Source organism: Tardiphaga alba (assembly GCF_018279705.1).
In the GTDB taxonomy this organism is placed as follows: Bacteria; Pseudomonadota; Alphaproteobacteria; order Rhizobiales; family Xanthobacteraceae; genus Tardiphaga; species Tardiphaga alba.
This window is the reverse complement of sequence record NZ_CP036498.1, coordinates 4,618,201-4,638,045: the sequence shown is the minus strand read 5'-3', so window position 1 is coordinate 4,638,045 and position 19,845 is coordinate 4,618,201. Positions and strand designations below refer to the sequence as shown.

The window sequence follows — 19,845 nt, the reverse complement described above, 5'->3', positions numbered from 1 at the left end:
GCGGGTGGAGGCGGCTTTGAGATATCTCAATTGCGCCGCGGGCGGCATGCCGCAATTAGCCCTGCCGGCCCCGCATATGCGCCTCGATCGCCAGCTCCGGATTACCGAAGCGCGAACGATAGACCTGCAGGTTTTCCAGCACGCGCTGCACGTAGTTCCGCGTCTCCGCATAGGGGATGCGCTCGACCCAGTCGACAACGTCCACGTTTGCCTGGCGCGGGTCGCCGTAGCGTTCGATCCACTGCCGCACACGGCCTCGCCCGGCATTGTAGCCGACAAAGGCCAGCACGTGATTGCCGTCATAGTCGCTGAGCAGATTGGCGATCTCGGCCGAGCCGAGCTGCAGGTTATAGGCGGGGTCTTCGTGCAGACGCTTGTTGTTGAAAGTGAAGCCCATCCGGCGGGCCAGCGTTTGTCCTGCAGCGGGGGTCACCTGCATGTAGCCGGTCGCCATCGCGCCGGACGTGATGCGCGGATTGAAGGCGCTTTCGGTGCGGGTGATCGCATAGACGAGGCTCTTGTCGGTCCTCGCACCGATCGGCGCGAAGTCGGGCAGGCCGGTGGCGGGGAAGGCGTAGCTGTCGAAGGCAAGGCCGCGATTGAGTGCCGAACGGCCGACCGCCAGCATGGCGCCGGGATCGCGGTGCTGCCGCGCGGATTCCGCGACCATCGCCAGCAATGCGGTGTCGTTGCTGCGGTGGAGGTCACCGACGAATGGCACGACGAGGCGGCGATTGCCGCTGCCGTAGAGAATCTCGACGGCGCGCACGAGTTCGCGGTTGGCAAAGGTCGCGCGCTGCGCCGGTGTCAGCGTCGGGGCCGCGCGCACCTTGGTGTTGCGGCAGCCGATCCGTGCGCAGGCGAGCTGACCATAATAGGTCGTGCCGTGTTGTGCCGCGAGCGTGTAGTGCTGCTGCGCCGACGGGCGGTTGCGGCCGGCTTCGGCGGCGCGGCCCAGCCAGTATTGCGCGCGGGCAAGCGCGGTGGGGCCGCGGGTGAGGCCGGGGATTTCATTGAAGTGCCGCGTCGCCGTTTGCGCGTCGCGCAGGAATCGCAGCGAGATCCAGCCGGCCATGAAGGCGCGGTCGACGCGATAGGTCTCCTTGTCCGGCGCAGCTTCGGCGGCGAGGCGATAGGCGAGCCGTGCCTTGCCGTCGTCGAGCAGCGAGCGTACCAGCGCGCGGCGCTCGACCCACCAGATGTCCGGACTGTTGATGACCGTGGGATCGCGCGGCGCCGCCAGCATGGCCTGCGCGGCCTGGCTATCCTTGCCGCTGCGGCGCAGCCACTGAATGCGCGTGAACTGATAGGCGGGATCGCTGCGGACATTGGCGGGAACGGCGGCGAGCAGGGATGCCGCCTTCGCGCTCTTGCCGATCACCGCTTGACGCGCCGAGACGATGGCGACGGCGCCGGGGCCGAGATGCTTGGCGGCACGCATCGCCGTTGCGAAATCATTGGCATAGAGACGGCTGTGCATCCGCGCCGCGTGATCCGCCTGCGTCAGCCGCGATCCGAACAGCCGCAGCACTTCGGCTTCGGTGGTTGCAGAGAAGCCTTCGCTGCGCCACGCCGCGCTGGCATAGCGGATCGCCCTGTTATCCCCGAGCGCGGCGAGGGCGCGCGCCAGCGCCAGTTGGCCGAGCGCCGTGAGAGGCTCCTGTCCGGCGAAGAAGGCGCGGATGGTGGTTGTATCGCTGCGCTCGATCCACAGCCGCGCTTCGGCGCGCCGCTGCAGCAGCGTCATGCCCGGCCATGCCGGATTGGTCTGGATGAAATTCGCATAGCGCGCGAAGGCGATATCGCCATCGGAGCGCAGGATGACCCATTCGGTGACCTTGCGGCCGAGGGGATCGCGGATGTGATCGCGTGTCTGCGTCGCCGCATCGAGCTTGCCGGCGCCGGCAAGGCGCATCGCGTCTGACACCGTCTTGAGATCGTCGCGGGACAGCAGATGGTCGGCCGCGCGCGCATGCACATTGGAGACAGCGGCGAGAGCGATCAGGCAGGCGAGCGGCGCGGCATAGGCCAGGCGGACGGACGATACGGACAATACGAATTTCCCATCATGGCGGATGCGCGTCCGCACGATTGCTTTCGTTCAAATTCGACCGAAAACCTTCACGAACTGCAAAGCGATGCGACAATGCGGTTAAGGAAGATGGCGGAACTGCGATGCCGTCGCCGCGATGCGCATGATCTTTGGCAGATGTGGGTCGCGATGCCGCGCATGCCGCAACACCTTGCGGTCAGGCACGAACGCGCAGCGTCGATATGTCCTGATGGAACTCGCGCAGATGCAGGCTGCAAATCCGCTCAGCTGCAGCCTTTGCTGACAACCTTCTCGCTCTTCACCACATCGGCGACGATCTTGCGCGGCAGGCCCTTGAAATCATCGGGCTTCAGGTAGCCCTTGTTATAGGCTTCCTGGGTCAGCCGATCGATGCGGCGGTCATCCGGACTCGCCCATTGCTTGGCGATGTAATCCGCGCCGAGCTTGCCGTACGTCTCGGGATAGCGCTCCATCTGGTTCTGGCGCATCTCGTAGTAATAGCTTAGGCCGCTGAGAAAGCTCTTTCGGCCGTCCGGCGTGCAACGGCTTGCGGTCGGCTTGTCCAGCGCATTGAGCGCACTCTGGCGCTGCATCGGCCGGCCCTCGACAAGCGCCGCCTCGTTCGGTCCATAAGCGATCTTGCTGTCGGGCAGCGCCTTCGGTTGCTTGGCCGGTGAGAAAAGCCAGAAGCCGACCTGCAGGATGACGAGTGCGCCGATCAGGTAAAGCCACTTCATCGCATGCGTCTTTCGGACGTTTGCGTGCAGGCGGAAACAGGATTGCCCTGGCTGTTCGCCAGCGACATCACTTCCATCTGCAGGTTCGGCGGGAAGTCCTGGCCGGTGATGCCGCCCTTCTCGAACGCCTCATTGAGTGCTGCACGTACGCGCTTGTCGAGCGGCGAGGAGTACATCACATTGGCGCGTTCGATGGCGGGCTCGCAGTTGCCGAACATCGGATTGCATGTGTCGCGCCAGCGATAGGCGGCGGCATAAGCGGTGGTTGCGGCGACCAGCTTGGCCTTCATCTCGGGATTGCAGGGCGACAGCGTGAAGCCGGTCGCTGCCTGCAGCGCATCCATGCGCAGCGGATTGCGCTTGCCATTGTCGGGATCGGCCACCGCCTGTTCCTGGCGCTGTTGCGCGATCTGTTCGCTCTTGTCGTTGCCGAAGGTGGAGTCCACCCGTGCCTGCATGGGAGTTGCCGCAATGAAGGGGATCGGAAATCCGCGGGCGCCCCACAGGCCGATGACAAAGGTGCTGACGGCGACGCTGATAAAAAGAAGGACGCTCTTCATGGCGATCTCGCAAAAGCAATTTGCGTTTGCATAGACCATTCCCGTTTAACGCGGGATAAGCATTCAGCCCGCATCGCCGGAATGGTGAATTCACGGATGGCGCATTAAGTCAAATTTGAATCAATCGGCCGCCGGGCGGTCAGGCTCGCTTGCTGCGTTCATGCGCGGCGGCGGCTTCGCGCAGGCAGTCGCGGCACAGGCAATCGCCGCCGGTGGTCGGCATCGGCAGCTTGGCCGGTTCCTCGGCGCACCAGCAATTGCCGGACAGGTCGCAGCCGAACTCGGCGCCGCAGGCCGAACAGGTCAGCCGCCGGCTCAGCGCGGCGGCGCTGTCCTCGGTCTGCGTTCCTGTCCGATTTGTCATCCAAACGGCCCCAATTTCAGCGCGATTTTCATGCGGCGTTCATCTGCCGGACCCGCATATCCGGGTGAGATAGTGACGTCGCACGGCACATCATAGAGCGCCGACGCGAGCAGGAAAACCCGAAGGAAACCTGATGGCCCGCGACCCGCAAGGCGCGCTGATCGCACTGAACCGCTTTGGCTTCGGCGCCCGTGGCGGCGCCTCCGGCGATATCGTTGCGGCGGCGTCGGATCCGCGCGGCTTCGTGAAGGCGGAACTGGCGCGCCCCAATGCAGCCCTGCTGGAACTGCCGGGATTGCAGCCGACGCGGGAACTGGCGTCGGCCATGTTCGCCTATCAGCAGGAGGTGAGGACCGCGCGGGCGGCCGCCGCGAAAGCTGCGCCTGAGCCGCCTGCAGCAGCCATGGATGCGAAGCCCGATGCCGCCGCGATGGCCGGCAACACGACCATGACCGTGCAGCCCGATGCACCGAAGCCACCGCCGGCCGCGCCGCAGCCCCTAACGTTGTGCAGAAGACCTATCGTGCCGAAGCGCTCGCCCGCATCCAGCGCGCCACCATCGCGGAAGGCGGCTTCGTCGAGCGATTGGTCGTGTTCTGGTCGAACCATTTTTGCATCTCGGCCAGCAAAGGCGAGCCGGCACGGATGTGGGCGGGATCGTTCGAGCGCGAGGCGATCCGCCCGCATGTGCTCGGCAAGTTCGCCAATATGCTGAAAGCCGTCGAGCAGCATCCGGCGATGCTGTTCTTTCTCGACAACCAGCAGTCCATCGGTCCGAACTCCCGGGCTGGCCAGAACCAGAAACGCGGGCTCAACGAAAACCTCGCGCGCGAGATCATGGAGCTGCATACGCTCGGCGTCGGCGGTGGCTACACACAGACCGACGTCACCTCGCTGGCGCGCATCATCACCGGCTGGACCTATGTGGGGCGCGAGGGCCGGCTCGGCGTGCCCGGCACGTTCGTCTTCAACGCCAATGCGCATGAGCCCGGCGCGCAGCAATTGCTCGGCAAGACCTATGACGACACCGGCGTCGCGCAAGGCGAGACGGCGCTTGCCGATATCGCGCGGCATCCCTCGGCGGCGAAATTCATCGCGCTGAAACTCGCACAACATTTTGTGGCGGATGCGCCGCCGCCGGCGCTGGTCGCGCGGCTGGAAGGCGTGTTCAGGAAGACCGATGGCGACCTGAAGGCCGTGGCGCTGGCATTGCTCGATTCCAGCGAAGCCTGGCAGGCGCCGATGACCAAGCTGCGCACGCCCTATGAATATCTGATCGCCACCGGGCGCCTGCTCGCGCGCATCCCTGAAGATCCCAACCGCTATTTCGCCGGCCTGCAGGCGCTCGGCCAGCCGCTGTGGACGCCGCCGGGGCCGAACGGATTTCCGGACAGCAATGCGGCCTGGGCGGTGCCCGAAGGCATGAAGCTGCGGCTCGATCTCGCGGCGCAGATTTCCACGCGGTTGCCCGACAGCATCGATCCGCGCGAGATGCTCGACGTCGTGGCAGGCGAGGCGGCGTCCAGCGACACACGGCAAACCATCGCACGCGCGGAGACGCGGCAGCAGGCGCTGGCGCTGTTGCTGATGTCGCCGGAATTCCAGAGGAGATGACGATGGACTGTTGCGAAAGCCGGACGCTCTCTCCCACGCGGCGCGCGCTGCTTTTGTCCGGCGCAGCCTTTGCAGCCTGGGCCTATCTGCCGAAATTCGCACGCGCCGCCGATGCGCGCGATCCGCGCCTCATCGTCGTGATCCTGCGCGGCGCGCTCGATGGTCTTGCCACCGTGGCGCCGCTCGGCGATCCCGATTATGCCGGGCTGCACGGGTCGATCGCGCTGCTCAAGGACGGGCCGAACGCGGCCGTCGGTCTCGACGGTTTCTTCGGCCTGCATCCGGCGATGCCGGAATTTGCGCGCATGTATCGCGACAAGCAGGCGGCGGTCGTGCATGCGGTCGCGACCTCCTATCGCGAGCGGTCGCATTTCGACGGGCAGGACGTGCTGGAGAGCGGCTATGCCGGTCCCGGCCGCGTGCAGTCGGGCTGGCTCAACCGGGCCATCGAAGCGCTGCCGCGTGGCGAGCGCGTGAATTCGGGTCTCGCGGTGGGGCCGACCACGCCGCTGGTGCTGCGCGGCGCAGCACCCACGGTCGGCTGGTCGCCGGTCAACCTGCCGAATGCGGCGGATGATACGGCGATGCGGTTGCTGCAGCTCTATCAGGAGCGCGATCCCGCATTGGCGACGGCGCTGTCGCAGGGGCTCAAGCTCGACAAGCTCGCGGTCGGCGACGGGATGAAGCCGAAAGGCGGCAACAACATCGCCGCGATGCGTCAGGTCGCGCGCGGCGCCGCCAAGCTGATGGCGGCCGACGATGGGCCTCGCGTGGCGGCGCTGGCCTTCGATGGCTGGGATACGCATGCGCAGGAGGGCGGGCCGGTGGGCCGTCTGGCGCAATTGCTCGGCGGGCTCGACGGCGCGTTGGCGGAATTCCAGACCGGCCTCGGCGCCCATTGGCGCGACACGGTGATCGTGGTGGCGACGGAATTCGGCCGCACCGCCAAGATCAACGGCACCGCCGGCACCGACCACGGCACCGGCACCATCGCGCTTCTCGCGGGCGGTGCGGTGAAAGGCGGGCGGGTGATCGCGGACTGGCCGGGCCTCGCGAATGGCAGACTGCATGACGGCCGCGATCTCGCACCGACCACGGATCTCCGCGCCGTGCTGAAAGGCGTGCTGCACGACCATCTCGGTCTCGGCGAGCGCGTGTTGGCGGAGCGGGTGTTTCCGGATAGCGCGCTGGTGAAGCCGGCGAAGGGGTTGGTGGCCTAATCCCTCCCCCTAGCTTGGCGTAGCCACGCGACGCGGGGAGGGTGGATTGAAGCGAGCGTTCAGCGAGCTTCAAGACGGGTGGGGTCTCTCCCCACACGTCGTCCTTTCGTGGGGAGGCATCCCACCCGTCACGCCGCTCGCAAGTGCTCGCGCCGCGCCACCCTCCCCAGTCGCTTCGCTCCGGGGAGGGAGAAGAGCTACAGCGTAATCCCGTCGATCTCCGCCATCTCCTCCGCACTCAGCTTCCAGCTCGCGGCTTTCACATTTTGCTCGATCTGCTCGACGCGGGTGGCGCCGGCGATGACGCTCGACACTTGCGGCCGTGCGGCCAGCCAGGAGAAGGCGAGTTCGAGCAGCGTATGTCCGCGCTCCCGCGCGAAGGTATCGAGCTTCACCGCGATGGCTTCGTTGCGCGGCGTGGCCGAGCGTTCACGCAGCGCCGGCGCCTTGGCGAAGCGCGAATCCGCGGGCGGCTCGGTGCCGGGCTTGTATTTGCCGGTGAGCAGGCCGTTGGCGAGCGGGAAGAACGGCAGCAGGCCGAGATTGTATTGCTGCGCGGCCGGCAGCAGGTCCTTCTCGATGCCGCGGACGACGAGGCTGTATTCGTCCTGGCTCGACACGAACGGCGTCACGCCCATCTGCCGCGCGGTGAACTCGGCTTCGGCGATGCGCCAGGCCGGGAAGTTGGAATGGCCGATATAGCGCACCTTGCCCTGCCGCACGAGATCGTCGAGCGCGCGCAGCGTTTCCTCGATGGGCGTGCGGTCGTCGAATTCATGCTGCTGATAGAGGTCGATATAGTCGGTCTTCAGCCGCTTCAGGCTGGCTTCCACGGCATTGAAGATGTAGCGGCGCGAGGCGCCCTGTTTGGTGCCGTCGGTGCTCATCGGCTTGGCGTATTTGGTGGCCAGCACGATGTCCTTGCGGCGATCACCCAGCACTTCGCCCAGCACGGTCTCGGAGCCGCCCATGCCGGCATAGATGTCGGCGGTGTCGAACAAAGTGATGCCGAGATCGATGGCCTTGTGGATGACCTTTCGCGAGGTCTCCAGATCTGTGCGCTGGCCAAAGTTGTTGCAGCCGAGACCGACCGCCGAGACGCGCAGGCCGGAGCGGCCGAGATTACGGATGTCCATGGGAATGCCTTGTGCAGGAAGCGAAGGCGCGGACTATTGCCCGCGTCTCGCTCGCGGGCAAGGCGCGGTGCATCATGGCACCTGCGCGAGACGCTCAGGCAATGGCCGGCGCCGGCTCTGCGGTGGGCGCGCTTTGCGGCGCCACTGCCTTCTTCGGCGGGCCGGCGCGGAGTGCTGCGGTCGTCATCTGGCGCACGGCGTTCTCGGCATGGCGTGCAATCGCCTTGCGATCGGCGGACATGTCATAAGCCACGGCGTCGCCCCAGGTGACGGTCACGTCGATGGCGCCGGAGGTGAGGATGCCCATGAGATGCGGGATGAGATCGACATCGCCATACCAGGCGACGCGGCCATTCAATGCGCGGCCGACCGGCAGGCCGCCGAAGCCCACATAGGCCAGCGACATCGGCTGCACCATGACCTTGTCGTGATGCGTGGACTCACCGAGCGCGTGATGCACCGAGCCGACCAGCGCCGACCGGAACGGCAGCACGCGGATGCCGTCGCTCGACGTGCCTTCGGCGAACAGCACCACGGCATCGCCGGACACCATGCGGTCGCCGATCTCGCGCGCGGTAGCGCCGGTGCTCTGGCGGCGTTCGCGTTCGACGAAGATCGTGCGCTGCATGCGGGCGAGCCAGCCGAACAGCGGCCATTTGGCGACCTCGCTCTTGGCGACGAACACCACCGGCGTTTTGGCGCCGATGACGAGGATGTCGAGCCAGGAGGCGTGATTGGAGAGGATCAGCAGCGGGGCGGTCTTGCTGCGCGCGCCGACTTCCTGGATGCGGATGCCGATGACGGCGCACAGCACCCGATGGAAGAGATGCGGGATGGCCTGTTGCAGGCGCCAACGGAAGATGATGCTCGCGAGCTGCAGCGGAGCGAGCAGCACGATCATCAGCAGCATCGTAACGGCGACGGTGGCGAGACGGATCATGGGCTGCTTATACCGATGCGAAGCGCCGCAGGCAAAAAACCAACAGAAGTCAAAAAGAAGCGGTCCCGGTCAGCGCGGCAACTGACGGAGACCGCTGGGGAAACAGCCGACCGGCGACGGGGGGAAGCGAGCGGCTGCATGAGGAAGGCTAGCGGGGGCGGGTGACACCGCCATGACAACCCGGGATATCCACAGCCCGCATCATTCAGCTATTCCGCGGCATCGAGCCGGCGGCTGAACACGTCGCCATCGCGGAGCGCGAGATAGTAGTCGCGGTCGGCTGCATCGTCGTCGTGGCGGATGAGGTCGGTCACCGGCGTGTAGCTCAGCATCCGGCCGCCATCGGGCAAAGCGGTGCAGCTCATCCGCAGGATCCGGCCATTGGCCAGCCGCAGCATCGCCGGCGTCGGATTGCCGGCGCGGATCTGTTCGACGCGCCGCTTGATGAAATGATCGATCTCGTCGGATGGGATCGTATAGGCGTGCGTGTCACGCGCATGATACATCAGCGCGATCAGCGGCGGCTTGCTGTCGGCCTTGGCATCCGGCAGCGCGAAGTAGTCGCGGAACGCGCGGTTGATGAATTCGGCGCGGGTGTCGGCATTCAGTAGCACGATGCCGATGTCGATGCGGTCGAGGGCGGCCGACAGCCGTTCGGCCGTGGCGCGCTCGTCATCGCGGCGCAGCCGGGCGGCGCGCTGCTGGCGCAGCATGCGGATAGCCAGCGTGATACCGACAGCTGCGATCACGACAATCGCTGTCTCAATTCCCGGATCGAAAAGGTTGCGCCAGTCGACCTGCATCGGAGCCGTGCCCGTGTCCGTACGGAGGTAATAAACCCACAGTGACGTTTGGTTGCGCGGGAGCCCACAGCTTCCCCGAACCATCGCTAAAGAGACGTGGATGGCCCGCGCGCGATTTTCCCCTTGTTCGCATCAAATGCTATCGAAAGGGCTGGAACCGGCTGACACCGCCGGGTGTTAGCGCCGCGCTTCGACAAGGATATGCCCCGAATGCCCTTCACCATTTCGCCGCTGCTTCTGCCCATCCTGATGCTGCTGGCCTCGAACATCTTCATGACCTTCGCCTGGTACGGTCATCTGAAATTCAAGGAAGCGTCGCTGCCGCTCGTCATCCTGGTGAGCTGGGGCATCGCCTTCTTCGAATACTGGCTGGCGGTGCCGGCCAATCGTTGGGGCAGCGAGGTCTATAATGCCGCCCAGCTCAAAACGATGCAGGAGGTGATCACGCTGGTCGTGTTCGCCGCGTTCTCGGTGCTGTATCTGAAAGAGCCGCTCGGCTGGAATCACGCGCTGGGTTTTGCGTTCATCGCGCTCGGGGCGTTTTTCATTTTTCACAAGTGGTGATCGGATTCGCTTACTTCGCCGGCGTGATCTTCAACACGCGGCCGGCCGAACTGTCGGTCACCAGCCACAACGCACCGTCCGGTCCCTGCCGGACATCGCGGATGCGCTCGCTGAGATTTTGCAGGATACGTTCTTCCGACGTCACCGCATTGCCGTTGAGCTGCAGCCGCACCAGCATCTGGCCGGCGAGGGCGCCGGTGAACAGGCTGCCGCGCCAGCGTGGAAACAGATCGCCGGTGTAGAAGGCCATGCCCGACGGGGCGATCGACGGCACCCAGTATTTCACCGGCTGCTCCATGCCCGCCTTCGACGCCGTTTCGTGCAGTTTGGCGCCGGAATAGTCGATGCCATAGCCGATCACCGGCCAGCCGTAATTCTTGCCCTTGCCGATGATGTTGACCTCGTCACCGCCACGCGGCCCATGCTCGGTCTCCCACAGATCATTGGTCGCCGGATTGATGGCGAGGCCCTGCTGGTTGCGGTGGCCGTAGCTCCAGATCTCGGGCTTGGCGCCGTCGCGGCCGACAAAGGGATTGTCAGGCGGCGCAGCGCCATCGGTCGTGATGCGGATCAGCTTGCCGAGGTGATTGGCGAGGTTCTGCGCTTCGTTGCGGCCGCTATAGTGCTCGCCGAGCGTCACGAAGAGGTTGTTGTCGGCGGCCTGCACGATGCGGCAACCATAGTGATTGCCCGACGATAGCGGGCCGTCCTGCCGGAAGATCACTTTCATCTCGTCGAGGCGCGGCGTTGCTCCATCGACGAGTTTCGCGCGGGCGACGGCCGTGCGCCCGCCGCTGCTGCCGGCACGTTCGGAGTAGCAGAAGTAGATCGTATTGTTCTGCGCGAATGCCTTGTCGGTGATGACGTCGAGCAGGCCGCCCTGGCCGGTGGCCATCACCTCGGGCACGCCTTTCACCGCCGGCGACAACTGTCCCTGCGATGACACGATGCGCATGCGGCCGGGCCGCTCGGTGACCAGCAATTTGCTATTGGGCAGGAAGGCGAGGGCCCATGGATAGGAGAGACCGGAGGCGACGGTCTGCACCTCCAGCCGGCCCGCCGACGAGCCGAACGAGGTCGTCTCGCCACGGCTCGTGGTCATGATCAGGAATGTCGTCGTCACCACGATCGCGATCGTCAGCGACGCGGTGACCCACACCACAGGTCGTTTCATGCCATCGGCTCCATCACGGAGTCATCGGTTTGTTGGGCGACACAGCGTCCGGGGCTGCAGCGCGGTTGTTGTCGATTATGGGAGCGCCGCGTCAGAACGGCATTGCCGTCGCCATCCGGATCGACATCACGGTCAAGGCGAGAATGACGCACAGGGACAGGCAACCAGCCGCAAGCGATGCTGCGACAGCATGGGTCAGCCGGTTGGATGCAGCGGGCGTGGGGCGCGCCTGAAATCCTGCACCCACGCGAAGCGACCGTATCATGGTCGTAAATCCTTCAAATCGCGGACGAATCATCCGCCTGCTAAACTTCGCAAGCAGGGCAGGCGGGATTGCGGCGGGAATTGTGTCAACTGTGGCGGGAAAATGGCATTCGCGCTACTTATGCTCACGAATGCGCGAGTTATGCCCCGGCAACGACGTCCAGTGTGTCGTATTCGGACGAGGTCGGGTGCCAATCCATGGCGATGAAGCCCGGCTGCGCTTCCACCAGCCGCAGCCAGCGCTGGATCGCGGGAAAGCTCGACAGGTCGAAATCGCACTGGTCCGCCACATGGGTGTAACCGTAGAGCGCGATGTCGGCGATGGTGAGCTGGCCGGCGGCGAAGAAGTCGTGGGTCTTGAGGTGATTTTCCATCACCTGCAGCGCAGCATAGCCGCGCTCCATCCAGTCATCCAAAGCATGGGTCTGCAGGTCGCGGCCGCCACGGACCAGCGACAGCCAGAAATAGGCCGAGCCGAGATTGGGCTCCAGCGCATGCTGTTCGAAGAACATCCACTGCAGCGCTTCGGCGCGGTCCATCCGCGATTCCGGCGCCAGCGAGGTGCCGATGGCGACATACCAGAGGATGGCGTTGGATTCGGCGAGATAGCGGCCCTCGGCGATTTCGAGCAGGGGCACCTGGCCGCTCGGATTCTTGGCGAGGAATTCCGGCGTGCGACTTTCGCCGCGCAAAATATCGACCTCGATGGCGCGATACGGCGCGCCGACAAAGGACAGCGCAAGGCGAACCTTGTAGCTGTTGCCAGAGCGCTGCATCGAATAGAGCTTGTACATTCGCCGGGGTCGATCTTTCAGGTGATGCGGGGCGACCGGGGCGTCGCGTTGCGTCTAGATAAGTTGCGTCTAGACAATGAGGTTTGGAGCGGCCAGTCGCAAGAGCGGGACACTGGAAAAAGTCGAAAACACCCAAGGGTTTTCGTGTGCGGGAAGATGATTTTGCTGTGGCGTGTCCCCATGGAATATCAATTGGCCGCGAGCGGTGCGTGATGTGATGGCATGCGATCGGCAACGGCGCGTCGGATCACGATCACGTAGAGCAGAATCATCGTGATGAGGCCCAGCGGTAGATCAATTGCCCCCGCCACAGTGCGCGTCAGCAGCGGCATGATCCATGTCAGCGCGAGGATGCTGACTTCGCCGCGATGGAAGCCGTGATCGAGGCCATGGCGTGCGAGAAAGGCGATGGCGACGGCGAGTACGGTGAGATCGTAATCGAGCACATAGGGCGTTGCGAGCAGGCTGCCGATGGTGAGCGCCGCGGCCTTCAGGGCAAATGCGGCGTCGCTTCGCCACAGCCAGATCAAACTCACAGCGATACTTCCGGCAAGTAACATCTGCGCGGCGTAAGCGAGCGGGAGATCAGCGCCCCACATGCGCGCGGCTGAAAAGATCGACTGGATCTTCTGCCATCCCGTGCCACCCTGTTCGAGCACGACATCGCGGGTGAAAGCAGTCGACTCGGCAAAGGCGTGCCAGATGCCCGTGCCGAACAGCAGCGTGCTGATAGCGACCAGCGCGATTACGGTGCCCGTGGCAGCGGCAATCGTGGGCCAGCGACGATTTGCCAGGAGCGCGAGCGGGATCAGCACGCCGAATTGCGGCTTGTAGGCGATGAGGCCGATCAACACGCCGGCAAGCCAAGGACGGCGATCGAGCATCACGAGCGCACCGCCGAGAAGTGCGGTGGTCAGAAAGCCGTTATGGCCATGACCGATATTGATAAAGATCGCAGGGAAAGCGGATGCCACCAGCACGGTTTCGCGTCGTGGCACGATCGCGCGCAGGGCTGCGCAATAGGCGATGAAGCTCGTGATCTGCCACAGGGCCAAGCCCCAGAGATACGGCACCAGAGCCACCAGCGCCGCGATCGCCAGGAAGAAGGGCGGATAGTGCCAGCCGTAAAAGGGGACATCGCGTCCGCCGAATACGGCGATTTCCGCGGCGTGCTGCAGTTCGGGGTCATAGGCGTCCGCCGCCTTGCCCTGCCAGATCAGCGTGCCGGCGGCATAGACGTTGGAGAAATCGGTCCCGAGCGGTTTGCCGTTGCGGTCGATGCCCCCATTCGCCAGTGCAAACCAGGCTGCGAAGCCCACGATGCCGAGGGTGAGCAGAATGAGGCTATAGGCGCGAATGCGCTCTGCGGTCAGCCATGCGCCGCTAATGATCTGTTGCCAGATACCGGACATTTTCGCTCAAAATTACGGATTGCGGCTGCGGATCAGGCTACGGCGCTCACTTTAAATTTCCCTGAAATTGCATGGCTTCCAGATGTGTTTTGGGCCTTACCGCCTTGCGATGCAAAGTCGCAGGCACTAGGGTGCGCCGATCCCAGCAGGATCGCCCATTTTGACACCGCGAACCGCGGGTTTGCGGCTTTTTCCAAGGAGAAGATGATGTCGTTTTTGTCTACCGCTCTCGACCGCGTGAAGCCGTCCGCAACGATTGCGGTTACGGATAAAGCGCGTGCGCTGAAAGCGGCTGGTCGCAACGTCATCGGCCTTGGTTCGGGCGAGCCCGATTTCGACACCCCGGCAAACATCAAGCTGGCTGCCATACACGCCATCGAGGCGGGCAAGACCAAGTACACCGCCGTGGACGGCATTCCCGAGCTGAAGGATGCGATCATCGCGAAGTTTCAGCGCGAGAACGGTCTGACCTACAAGCCGAACCAGATCATCGTCGGCACCGGCGGCAAGCAGGTGCTGTACAACGCGCTGATGGCGACGCTGAACCCCGGCGACGAAGTTATCATCCCGGCGCCGTATTGGGTGAGCTATCCGGAAATGGTCGCGCTCGCCGGCGGCACGCCGGTGTCGGTGACCTGCACCGCGGAATTCGGCTTCAAGCTGCAGGCTGCGGCACTGGAAGCGGCGATCACGCCGAAGACCAAGTGGATCATCCTGTGCTCGCCGTCGAACCCGACCGGCGCAGCCTACAAGAAGGCCGAGCTGAAGGCGCTCACTGATGTCCTCGTCAAGCATCCGCATGTGTGGGTGATGACCGACGATATGTATGAGCATCTCGTCTATGACGACTTCGAATTCACGACGCCCGCGCAGATCGAGCCGTCGCTGTTCGATCGTACGCTGACCGTGAACGGCGTGTCGAAAGCCTACTGCATGACCGGCTGGCGCATCGGCTACGCCGGCGGCCCGGCGAACCTGATCAAGGCGATGTCCACCATCCAGTCGCAGTCGACCTCGAACCCGTCGTCGATTGCGCAGTGGGCAGCCGTCGAAGCTCTGAACGGTCCGCAGGACTTCATCCCGAAGAACAATGCCGTGTTCAAGGAGCGCCGCGATCTCGTGGTGGCAATGCTGAACCAGGCATCGGGTATCGAGTGTCCGCGTCCGGAAGGCGCGTTCTACGTGTATCCGTCCTGCGCCGGCACCATCGGCAAGACTGCGCCTTCGGGCAAGGTCATTGCCAATGACGAAGACTTCGTCACAGAACTGTTGGAAACTGAAGGCGTTGCGGTGGTGCAAGGATCGGCTTTCGGCCTCGGTCCGGCATTCCGTATCTCCTACGCGACCAAGACCTCAGATCTGGAAGATGCCTGCAAGCGCATCCAGCGCTTCTGCGGAAATCTTCGGTAACAAAAGCTGTTCGGAAACTTTTGACGATTTCTGGGCTTATTTCGGGAAGCGCCTTGTTTTCGACACGGCGCTTCCTTCCTGTCCCCTCGCTATCAAAATCCCAAGGTGGAGTAAGACTATGCGACTTTCCAAGATGTTCGGCCTTGCGGCCGTGACGCTCGCGGCGTCGGTTGCGACCGCGAACGCCCAGCAGCCTCGCCAGGTGCAGGTTGGTGTTCTCGAGTGCCGCGGCGGCCAGAACGTCGGCTACGTGCTCGGCTCGAACGCACATCTGAACTGCGTTTTCCAGAGCGCCGGTGGCCGTGCTGAAGGTTACGTCGCCAATATCCGCCGCTTCGGCATCGATCTCGGCTTCACCGACAACACCACCGTTCAGTGGGCGATCTACGCTCCGACCACCCGCGTGCCGCGCGGCGGTCTCGCCGGTCAGTACGGCGGCGTCGGCACCAACGCCTCGGTTGGCGTCGGTTTCGGCGGCAACTTCCTCGTCGGCGGCCCGAACAACCTGTACGGCCTGCAGCCGGTTTCGGTGCAGGGCCAGGTCGGCCTGAACGTCGCCAGCGGCATCGTGCAGCTCGACCTCGAATCGACCGGCCCGCTCAGCGGTCACCGCTACAAGAAGCAGCGCCGTCATCGCCACTAAGGCGATCACGTGATCGCTTCGCGATCACCGCGTTTTGCTACGAAATGGCAAGGTTAACGAAAAGGCCCGCGCAAGCGGGCCTTTTTTGTTGCCGGCGGTGCGCGTGAGTTGCTGTCCTTCAGCGGTATCATTGGCTATTGATGGTTCCGTTGACGCGGATGTGATCGGGGTGGACCGCGTTGCCAGCATCACAGCCGACCCCCGGAGATCATTCGATGATCCGTCTCTCGCTTCTTCTCGGGCTTGCTGCCTCGACACTCGTCGCCGTCGGCGCGCAGGCACAACAGCCTGTCCAGGTCGGTGTCCTCAACTGCCGTGGCGGTGCCAGTGTCGGCTTCATCGTCGGCTCGGTGACCAATCTCGGCTGCGTCCTCACCGGCACCGGCCGGCCGGATCAACCTTATGTCGCGACCATCCGCAAGGTCGGGCTCGATATCGGCATCACGCGGGAGACCGCTCTGGCATGGGCCGTGTTCGCGCCGGTGAACTATTTGGGACAGGGCGACATTTCGGGTAATTATGCGGGTGCGCAGGGCTCGGCATCGTTCGGCGTCGGCCTCGGTGCCAATGTGCTGGTCGGTGGTTCGCAGAACTCGATCGCCTTGCAGCCGCTCAGCCTGCAGGGCTCGACCGGCATCAATATCGCAGCCGGTCTCGAGAGCCTGGAACTGCGACCGGGCCGCTAAGCGTTCTGTCGTCATAATGTAGGGTGGGCAAAGCGAAGCGTGCCCACCATCGCTTTCACCACACATGAAGGTGGGCACGGCGCGAGAGCGCCTTTGCCCACCCTACATGCTGATGCGCCTTCGTCGGCGGATTGCGTTTTGCCAATTCGCCCGACATTCCTGCATCGCAGCGCAGCGACGTTTTGATCTTGTCAAACCGCGGGAGCGGGCGGAGCATCCTGTCGCCGACCCAATCACGGGCCGAGCTCCAGACAGGAGGCGGCGACATGGGACACGATCCCGGACACGACCTGAAAAGTCCCCCACACCCTTTTAAATCCGGCGGTCCACGATGCATCGCACTCGTGGGCCCTTTTCAGAGCGGAAAAACCTCACTTCTTGAAGCGATCCTCGCGCGCACCGGAGCCATCCCGAAAGCGGGCACGGTCGAAGCCGGCACCAGCGTCGGCGATGCCACGGCCGAAGCGCGCGCGCACAAGATGGGTGTTGGTCTCACCACCACGACCACCTCGTTCATGGGAGACAACTACACATTCATCGATTGCCCCGGCTCCGTCGAATTCGCGCATGACATGCGCGCTGCGCTGCCGGTCGTGGATGCGGCGGTCATCGTCTGCGAACCGGACGAACGCAAGCTTCCGCAATTGCAACTGATCATGCGCGAGTTGGAAAATCTGGGCATTCCGCGCTTCCTGTTCCTCAACAAGATCGATCGCGCGCATCGGCGCGTCCGCGAGACGCTGGCGATGCTGCAGCCGGCCTCGCGCGTGCCGCTGGTGCTGCGGCAGATTCCGATCTGGAACGGCGATCTCGTTGCCGGCTTCGTCGATCTCGCGCTGGAGCGCGCCTTTGTCTATCGCGAGCACAAGGCGTCCGAGGTCGTCGCACTCGACGGCAGCGATCTCGACCGCGAGAAGGAAGCGCGCTTCTCGATGCTGGAGAAGCTCGCCGATCACGATGATGCGCTGATGGAGCAACTGCTCGACGACATTCCGCCGCCAGCAGATGCAGTGTTCGACGATCTGGCGCGCGAACTGCGCGAAGGTCTGATTTGCCCCGTGCTGATCGGCTCGGCGATCCGCGAGAACGGCGTGCTGCGTCTGATGAAGGCACTGCGCCACGAAGCGCCGGGCGTTGCGGACACGGCGAAGCGTCTCGGCATCGGCGACGCCAAGGATGCGCTGGCCTATGTGCTGAAAACAAGCCACCTGCAGCATGGCGGCAAGCTGTCTTATGCGCGGATATTGCGCGGACGTATCGAGGACGGCGCGACGGTGATGGCCTGCTCCGGCGACAGCGCGCGCGTCTCTGGCATTCTGGCGCTGACGCAGGGCGGCGACGCCAAGCGCAGCAATGCGGAGGCCGGCGAGACGGTTGCGCTCGGCAAGCTCGATCCCGTGAAGACCGGCGACATGCTCGCAACCGGGAAAGTTGCGCCCGAGGTTCTCACAGTCGCTCAGCCGGCATCGCCGGTGCTGGCGATGGCGCTCGCCTCCATCGATCGCAAGGACGATGTGAAGCTCGGCCAGGCGCTGCAGAGATTGACCGAGGAAGACCCCTCGCTCAGCACCGTGCACAATGCGCAGACCCATGATGTGGTGTTGTGGGGGCAGGGCGAGATGCATCTACGAGTCGCCATGGAGCGGCTACGTGATCGCTTCGGCATCAATGTGAAGTCGCATCCACCTGCCATCGGCTATCAGGAGACGATCCGCAAGCCGGTGACCTTGCGGGGCAAGCACAAGAAGCAATCCGGCGGCCACGGTCAGTTCGGTGACGTCGTGCTCGAGATCGGTCCGCAGTCGCGGGGATCCGGCTTTGCGTTTCAGGACAAGGTGGTCGGTGGCGCGGTGCCGCGCAACTACATTCCCGCGGTGGAAGAGGGCGTCGTCGACGGTCTCGCGCGCGGGCCGCTCGGCTTTCCGGTCGTGGACGTCAAGGTGACGCTCACCGACGGCTCCTATCACAGCGTGGACTCGTCCGATCAGGCGTTTCGCACGGCAGCGCGGGCCGGCGTCACGGAAGCGCTTCCGCAGTGCCAGCCGGTGCTGCTGGAGCCCATCCATGCGGTCGAGATCGTCTGTCCGAGCGAGGCGACGGCGAAGATCAATGCCATCCTCTCCGGTCGCCGCGGGCAGATCCTCGGCTTCGACACGCGAGAGGGGTGGCCGGGCTGGGATGTCGTCCGCGCGCAATTGCCGGAAGCGGAAATCGGCGATCTGATCGTCGAACTGCGTTCGGCCACGGCAGGCGCCGGCGGCTTCACCCGCAGCTTCGACCGCATGGCCGAAGTCAACGGTCGGACGGCCGATCAGATCGTTGCAGCGCATCGCGTGGCAGCGTAACTGATGTGCGATGGGGCTTGGATCGCGGGTTGTGATTATCGGCAATAGCGGCTCGGGCAAGACCACGCTGGCGCGTGAGCTTGCCCGACGCGAACGTATGCCATTGACCGATCTCGACCGCGTCCACTGGCAGGATGAAGTGACGGTGAAGCGTGATGAGCAGGTTGCCGCAGCGATGGTGGCCGAGCTTGCCGCGCAGCCGCGCTGGATCATCGAAGGGGTCTATGGCTGGCTCGTTGCCGTGGCTCTTCGGAATGCGACCACGCTCATCTGGCTGGACATGCCGTGGAAGGTTTGTCTTGCCGGCCTGAACGAGCGCGGCCCGTGGAAGGGCGCGGCAACTGCTGCGCATGAGGCCTTTCTTGATTGGGCTAAAGCCTATCGGGAGCGCACGAACTCGACGTCGTTTGCGGGCCACCAGTCGCTGTTCGATGGCTTTGCGGGTGCCAAATTGAGATTGGTGACACGCGACGAGGTCGCGGACTTCCTGACCAAATCGGCGAAATCCTAACCAGCGAGTTTCTTCGCCGCCTTGCGCAGATCCGCATTGATGCGCGTCTGCCAGCCGCTGCCTGTCTTGCGATAAGCGGCAAGGATGTCCTGATCGATGCGCAGCTTGATCGCTTCCTTCGGCTGCGCCAAAGGCGGTCGACCACGCTTGATGACCGTGTCGCCGTGCCGGATTTCCGCGCGGTCGAGCATCTCTTCGGTCAGTTCCGGTGCGTCGTCGTACTCCGCATCGGTGATCTCGTGTGCATCAAGCTTCGTCAAATCGCTTTTGATAGATCGCTTTTTCACGGGCATTGCATTTTCTCATCGACATGACGTGCCGCGCTTCGCCACGCGGTGTCCACACCACCATCACCATGCGGCCGGCCAGGAACCCAATGGTCTGAAAGCGCCGCTCACCATAGTCACGGCGTCGATCTTCCAGATTGATGGACGGTCCTTCGAACACGATCGCGGCGTCGGCGAAGTGTATCCCTCGCTCCTCAACGGCCGTCTGGCACTTCGCGGGATCGTAGGTGATCTTCACACAATTAAATGTACCCCCAAAAAACATCTGACGTCAAGGTTGGCAACTTTAGAGCCCTTGCCCTCCCGCCATCGCTTTTGAATAATTGCG

At 64.1% G+C, this 19,845-nt stretch carries 20 protein-coding genes and 1 pseudogene; 8 read left to right on the top strand and 13 right to left on the bottom strand.

Annotation, left to right across the window (positions count from 1 at the left end):
- Positions 1-55: 55 nt before the first annotated feature.
- The 4 genes from RPMA_RS22160 to RPMA_RS22145 all read right to left on the bottom strand — a co-directional run bounded on the left by RPMA_RS22160 (position 56) and on the right by RPMA_RS22145 (position 3,714).
- Positions 56-2,053 (bottom strand): lytic transglycosylase domain-containing protein, encoded by a 1,998-nt coding sequence (locus tag RPMA_RS22160; protein WP_211909807.1) that lies wholly within the window; start codon positions 2,051-2,053, stop codon positions 56-58.
- Between the two features lie 263 nt (positions 2,054-2,316).
- Positions 2,317-2,790 (bottom strand): hypothetical protein, encoded by a 474-nt coding sequence (locus RPMA_RS22155; RefSeq protein ID WP_211909806.1) that lies wholly within the window; start codon positions 2,788-2,790, stop codon positions 2,317-2,319.
- Positions 2,787-3,350: a hypothetical protein gene (locus RPMA_RS22150; RefSeq protein WP_211909805.1), complete on the bottom strand. Its 564-nt coding sequence runs from the start codon at positions 3,348-3,350 to the stop codon at positions 2,787-2,789. Before RPMA_RS22150 ends, RPMA_RS22155 begins: the two co-directional genes overlap by 4 nt.
- Before the next feature lie 139 nt (positions 3,351-3,489).
- A complete protein-coding gene (locus RPMA_RS22145) occupies positions 3,490-3,714 on the bottom strand; it encodes a hypothetical protein (RefSeq protein ID WP_211909804.1) in 225 nt (74 codons plus the stop codon).
- Positions 3,715-3,847: 133 nt separating this feature from the next.
- Here RPMA_RS22145 and RPMA_RS22140 point away from each other — a divergent pair.
- Together RPMA_RS22140 and RPMA_RS22135 are read left to right on the top strand one after the other, a co-directional pair.
- Positions 3,848-5,328, top strand: a pseudogene (locus RPMA_RS22140) (DUF1800 domain-containing protein).
- On the top strand, positions 5,325-6,548 hold the full coding sequence (locus RPMA_RS22135) for a DUF1501 domain-containing protein (protein ID WP_211909803.1): 1,224 nt from the start codon (positions 5,325-5,327) through the stop codon (positions 6,546-6,548). Before RPMA_RS22140 ends, RPMA_RS22135 begins: the two are co-directional and overlap by 4 nt.
- 197 nt (positions 6,549-6,745) lie before the next feature.
- Here the strand turns inward: RPMA_RS22135 and RPMA_RS22130 are convergent, their stop codons facing one another.
- The 3 genes from RPMA_RS22130 to RPMA_RS22120 all read right to left on the bottom strand — a co-directional run bounded on the left by RPMA_RS22130 (position 6,746) and on the right by RPMA_RS22120 (position 9,427).
- Complete coding sequence (locus tag RPMA_RS22130) at positions 6,746-7,684, bottom strand: aldo/keto reductase (protein WP_211909802.1); 939 nt, start codon at positions 7,682-7,684, stop codon at positions 6,746-6,748.
- Positions 7,685-7,778: 94 nt separating this feature from the next.
- Positions 7,779-8,624, bottom strand: a complete 846-nt coding sequence (locus tag RPMA_RS22125; RefSeq protein WP_211909801.1) for a lysophospholipid acyltransferase family protein — start codon at positions 8,622-8,624, stop codon at positions 7,779-7,781.
- A 209-nt stretch (positions 8,625-8,833) separates the two neighbouring features.
- The gene (locus RPMA_RS22120; RefSeq protein WP_408056459.1) at positions 8,834-9,427 is read right to left on the bottom strand and encodes a PAS-domain containing protein; all 594 of its coding nucleotides are present in this window, start codon (positions 9,425-9,427) and stop codon (positions 8,834-8,836) included.
- 210 nt (positions 9,428-9,637) lie between these two features.
- Here RPMA_RS22120 and RPMA_RS22115 point away from each other — a divergent pair, with 210 nt between their 5' ends.
- A complete protein-coding gene (locus tag RPMA_RS22115; protein WP_211909799.1) occupies positions 9,638-9,991 on the top strand; it encodes a DMT family protein in 354 nt (117 codons plus the stop codon).
- 10 nt (positions 9,992-10,001) lie between these two features.
- On the opposite strand, the gene RPMA_RS22110 is transcribed toward RPMA_RS22115, so the two are convergent.
- The 4 genes from RPMA_RS22110 to RPMA_RS22095 all read right to left on the bottom strand — a co-directional run bounded on the left by RPMA_RS22110 (position 10,002) and on the right by RPMA_RS22095 (position 13,635).
- Complete coding sequence (locus RPMA_RS22110; protein WP_211909798.1) at positions 10,002-11,165, bottom strand: PQQ-dependent sugar dehydrogenase; 1,164 nt, start codon at positions 11,163-11,165, stop codon at positions 10,002-10,004.
- A 91-nt stretch (positions 11,166-11,256) separates the two neighbouring features.
- Positions 11,257-11,430 (bottom strand): hypothetical protein, encoded by a 174-nt coding sequence (locus RPMA_RS22105; protein WP_211909797.1) that lies wholly within the window; start codon positions 11,428-11,430, stop codon positions 11,257-11,259.
- Between the two features lie 139 nt (positions 11,431-11,569).
- Positions 11,570-12,223 (bottom strand): glutathione S-transferase family protein, encoded by a 654-nt coding sequence (locus RPMA_RS22100; RefSeq protein ID WP_211909796.1) that lies wholly within the window; start codon positions 12,221-12,223, stop codon positions 11,570-11,572.
- Positions 12,224-12,411: 188 nt separating this feature from the next.
- A complete protein-coding gene (locus RPMA_RS22095) occupies positions 12,412-13,635 on the bottom strand; it encodes a glycosyltransferase family 87 protein (protein ID WP_211909795.1) in 1,224 nt (407 codons plus the stop codon).
- 207 nt (positions 13,636-13,842) lie between these two features.
- On the opposite strand from RPMA_RS22095, the gene RPMA_RS22090 reads away from it, so the two are divergent.
- The 5 genes from RPMA_RS22090 (at position 13,843) to RPMA_RS22070 (ending at position 19,230) form a co-directional block, all read left to right on the top strand.
- A complete protein-coding gene (locus RPMA_RS22090) occupies positions 13,843-15,045 on the top strand; it encodes a pyridoxal phosphate-dependent aminotransferase (RefSeq protein WP_211909794.1) in 1,203 nt (400 codons plus the stop codon).
- A gap of 118 nt (positions 15,046-15,163) precedes the next feature.
- The gene (locus RPMA_RS22085) at positions 15,164-15,688 is read left to right on the top strand and encodes a DUF992 domain-containing protein (RefSeq protein WP_211909793.1); all 525 of its coding nucleotides are present in this window, start codon (positions 15,164-15,166) and stop codon (positions 15,686-15,688) included.
- A gap of 215 nt (positions 15,689-15,903) precedes the next feature.
- Positions 15,904-16,374 carry a DUF992 domain-containing protein gene (locus RPMA_RS22080; RefSeq protein ID WP_211909792.1) on the top strand — a complete coding sequence of 157 codons (471 nt, stop codon included), beginning with the start codon at positions 15,904-15,906 and terminating at the stop codon, positions 16,372-16,374.
- A 266-nt stretch (positions 16,375-16,640) separates the two neighbouring features.
- Positions 16,641-18,719 (top strand): elongation factor G, encoded by a 2,079-nt coding sequence (locus tag RPMA_RS22075; RefSeq protein ID WP_211909791.1) that lies wholly within the window; start codon positions 16,641-16,643, stop codon positions 18,717-18,719.
- A gap of 103 nt (positions 18,720-18,822) precedes the next feature.
- Entirely contained in the window at positions 18,823-19,230 is a 408-nt protein-coding gene (locus RPMA_RS22070; protein ID WP_249225347.1) for a P-loop NTPase family protein, read from the top strand.
- Here the strand turns inward: RPMA_RS22070 and RPMA_RS22065 are convergent.
- Both RPMA_RS22065 and RPMA_RS22060 read right to left on the bottom strand, forming a co-directional pair.
- Entirely contained in the window at positions 19,227-19,490 is a 264-nt protein-coding gene (locus RPMA_RS22065; protein ID WP_249225346.1) for a BrnA antitoxin family protein, read from the bottom strand. The two genes, RPMA_RS22070 and RPMA_RS22065, sit on opposite strands and share 4 nt — an antisense overlap.
- Positions 19,477-19,755, bottom strand: coding sequence for a BrnT family toxin (locus RPMA_RS22060; protein WP_211909788.1), 279 nt, complete (start codon positions 19,753-19,755; stop codon positions 19,477-19,479). Before RPMA_RS22060 ends, RPMA_RS22065 begins: the two co-directional genes overlap by 14 nt.
- Positions 19,756-19,845: the final 90 nt, after the last annotated feature.

Coding starts and splice junctions, on each gene's coding strand:
- RPMA_RS22155 (WP_211909806.1), bottom strand. CDS start 2,790: ATGAAGTGGCTTTACCTGATCGGCGCACTCGTCATCCTGCAGGTCGGC.
- RPMA_RS22150 (WP_211909805.1), bottom strand. CDS start 3,350: ATGAAGAGCGTCCTTCTTTTTATCAGCGTCGCCGTCAGCACCTTTGTC.
- RPMA_RS22145 (WP_211909804.1), bottom strand. CDS start 3,714: ATGACAAATCGGACAGGAACGCAGACCGAGGACAGCGCCGCCGCGCTG.
- RPMA_RS22135 (WP_211909803.1), top strand. CDS start 5,325: ATGACGATGGACTGTTGCGAAAGCCGGACGCTCTCTCCCACGCGGCGC.
- RPMA_RS22130 (WP_211909802.1), bottom strand. CDS start 7,684: ATGGACATCCGTAATCTCGGCCGCTCCGGCCTGCGCGTCTCGGCGGTC.
- RPMA_RS22125 (WP_211909801.1), bottom strand. CDS start 8,624: ATGATCCGTCTCGCCACCGTCGCCGTTACGATGCTGCTGATGATCGTG.
- RPMA_RS22120 (WP_408056459.1), bottom strand. CDS start 9,427: ATGCAGGTCGACTGGCGCAACCTTTTCGATCCGGGAATTGAGACAGCG.
- RPMA_RS22115 (WP_211909799.1), top strand. CDS start 9,638: ATGCCCTTCACCATTTCGCCGCTGCTTCTGCCCATCCTGATGCTGCTG.
- RPMA_RS22110 (WP_211909798.1), bottom strand. CDS start 11,165: ATGAAACGACCTGTGGTGTGGGTCACCGCGTCGCTGACGATCGCGATC.
- RPMA_RS22105 (WP_211909797.1), bottom strand. CDS start 11,430: ATGATACGGTCGCTTCGCGTGGGTGCAGGATTTCAGGCGCGCCCCACG.
- RPMA_RS22100 (WP_211909796.1), bottom strand. CDS start 12,223: ATGTACAAGCTCTATTCGATGCAGCGCTCTGGCAACAGCTACAAGGTT.
- RPMA_RS22095 (WP_211909795.1), bottom strand. CDS start 13,635: ATGTCCGGTATCTGGCAACAGATCATTAGCGGCGCATGGCTGACCGCA.
- RPMA_RS22090 (WP_211909794.1), top strand. CDS start 13,843: ATGTCGTTTTTGTCTACCGCTCTCGACCGCGTGAAGCCGTCCGCAACG.
- RPMA_RS22085 (WP_211909793.1), top strand. CDS start 15,164: ATGCGACTTTCCAAGATGTTCGGCCTTGCGGCCGTGACGCTCGCGGCG.
- RPMA_RS22080 (WP_211909792.1), top strand. CDS start 15,904: ATGATCCGTCTCTCGCTTCTTCTCGGGCTTGCTGCCTCGACACTCGTC.
- RPMA_RS22075 (WP_211909791.1), top strand. CDS start 16,641: ATGGGACACGATCCCGGACACGACCTGAAAAGTCCCCCACACCCTTTT.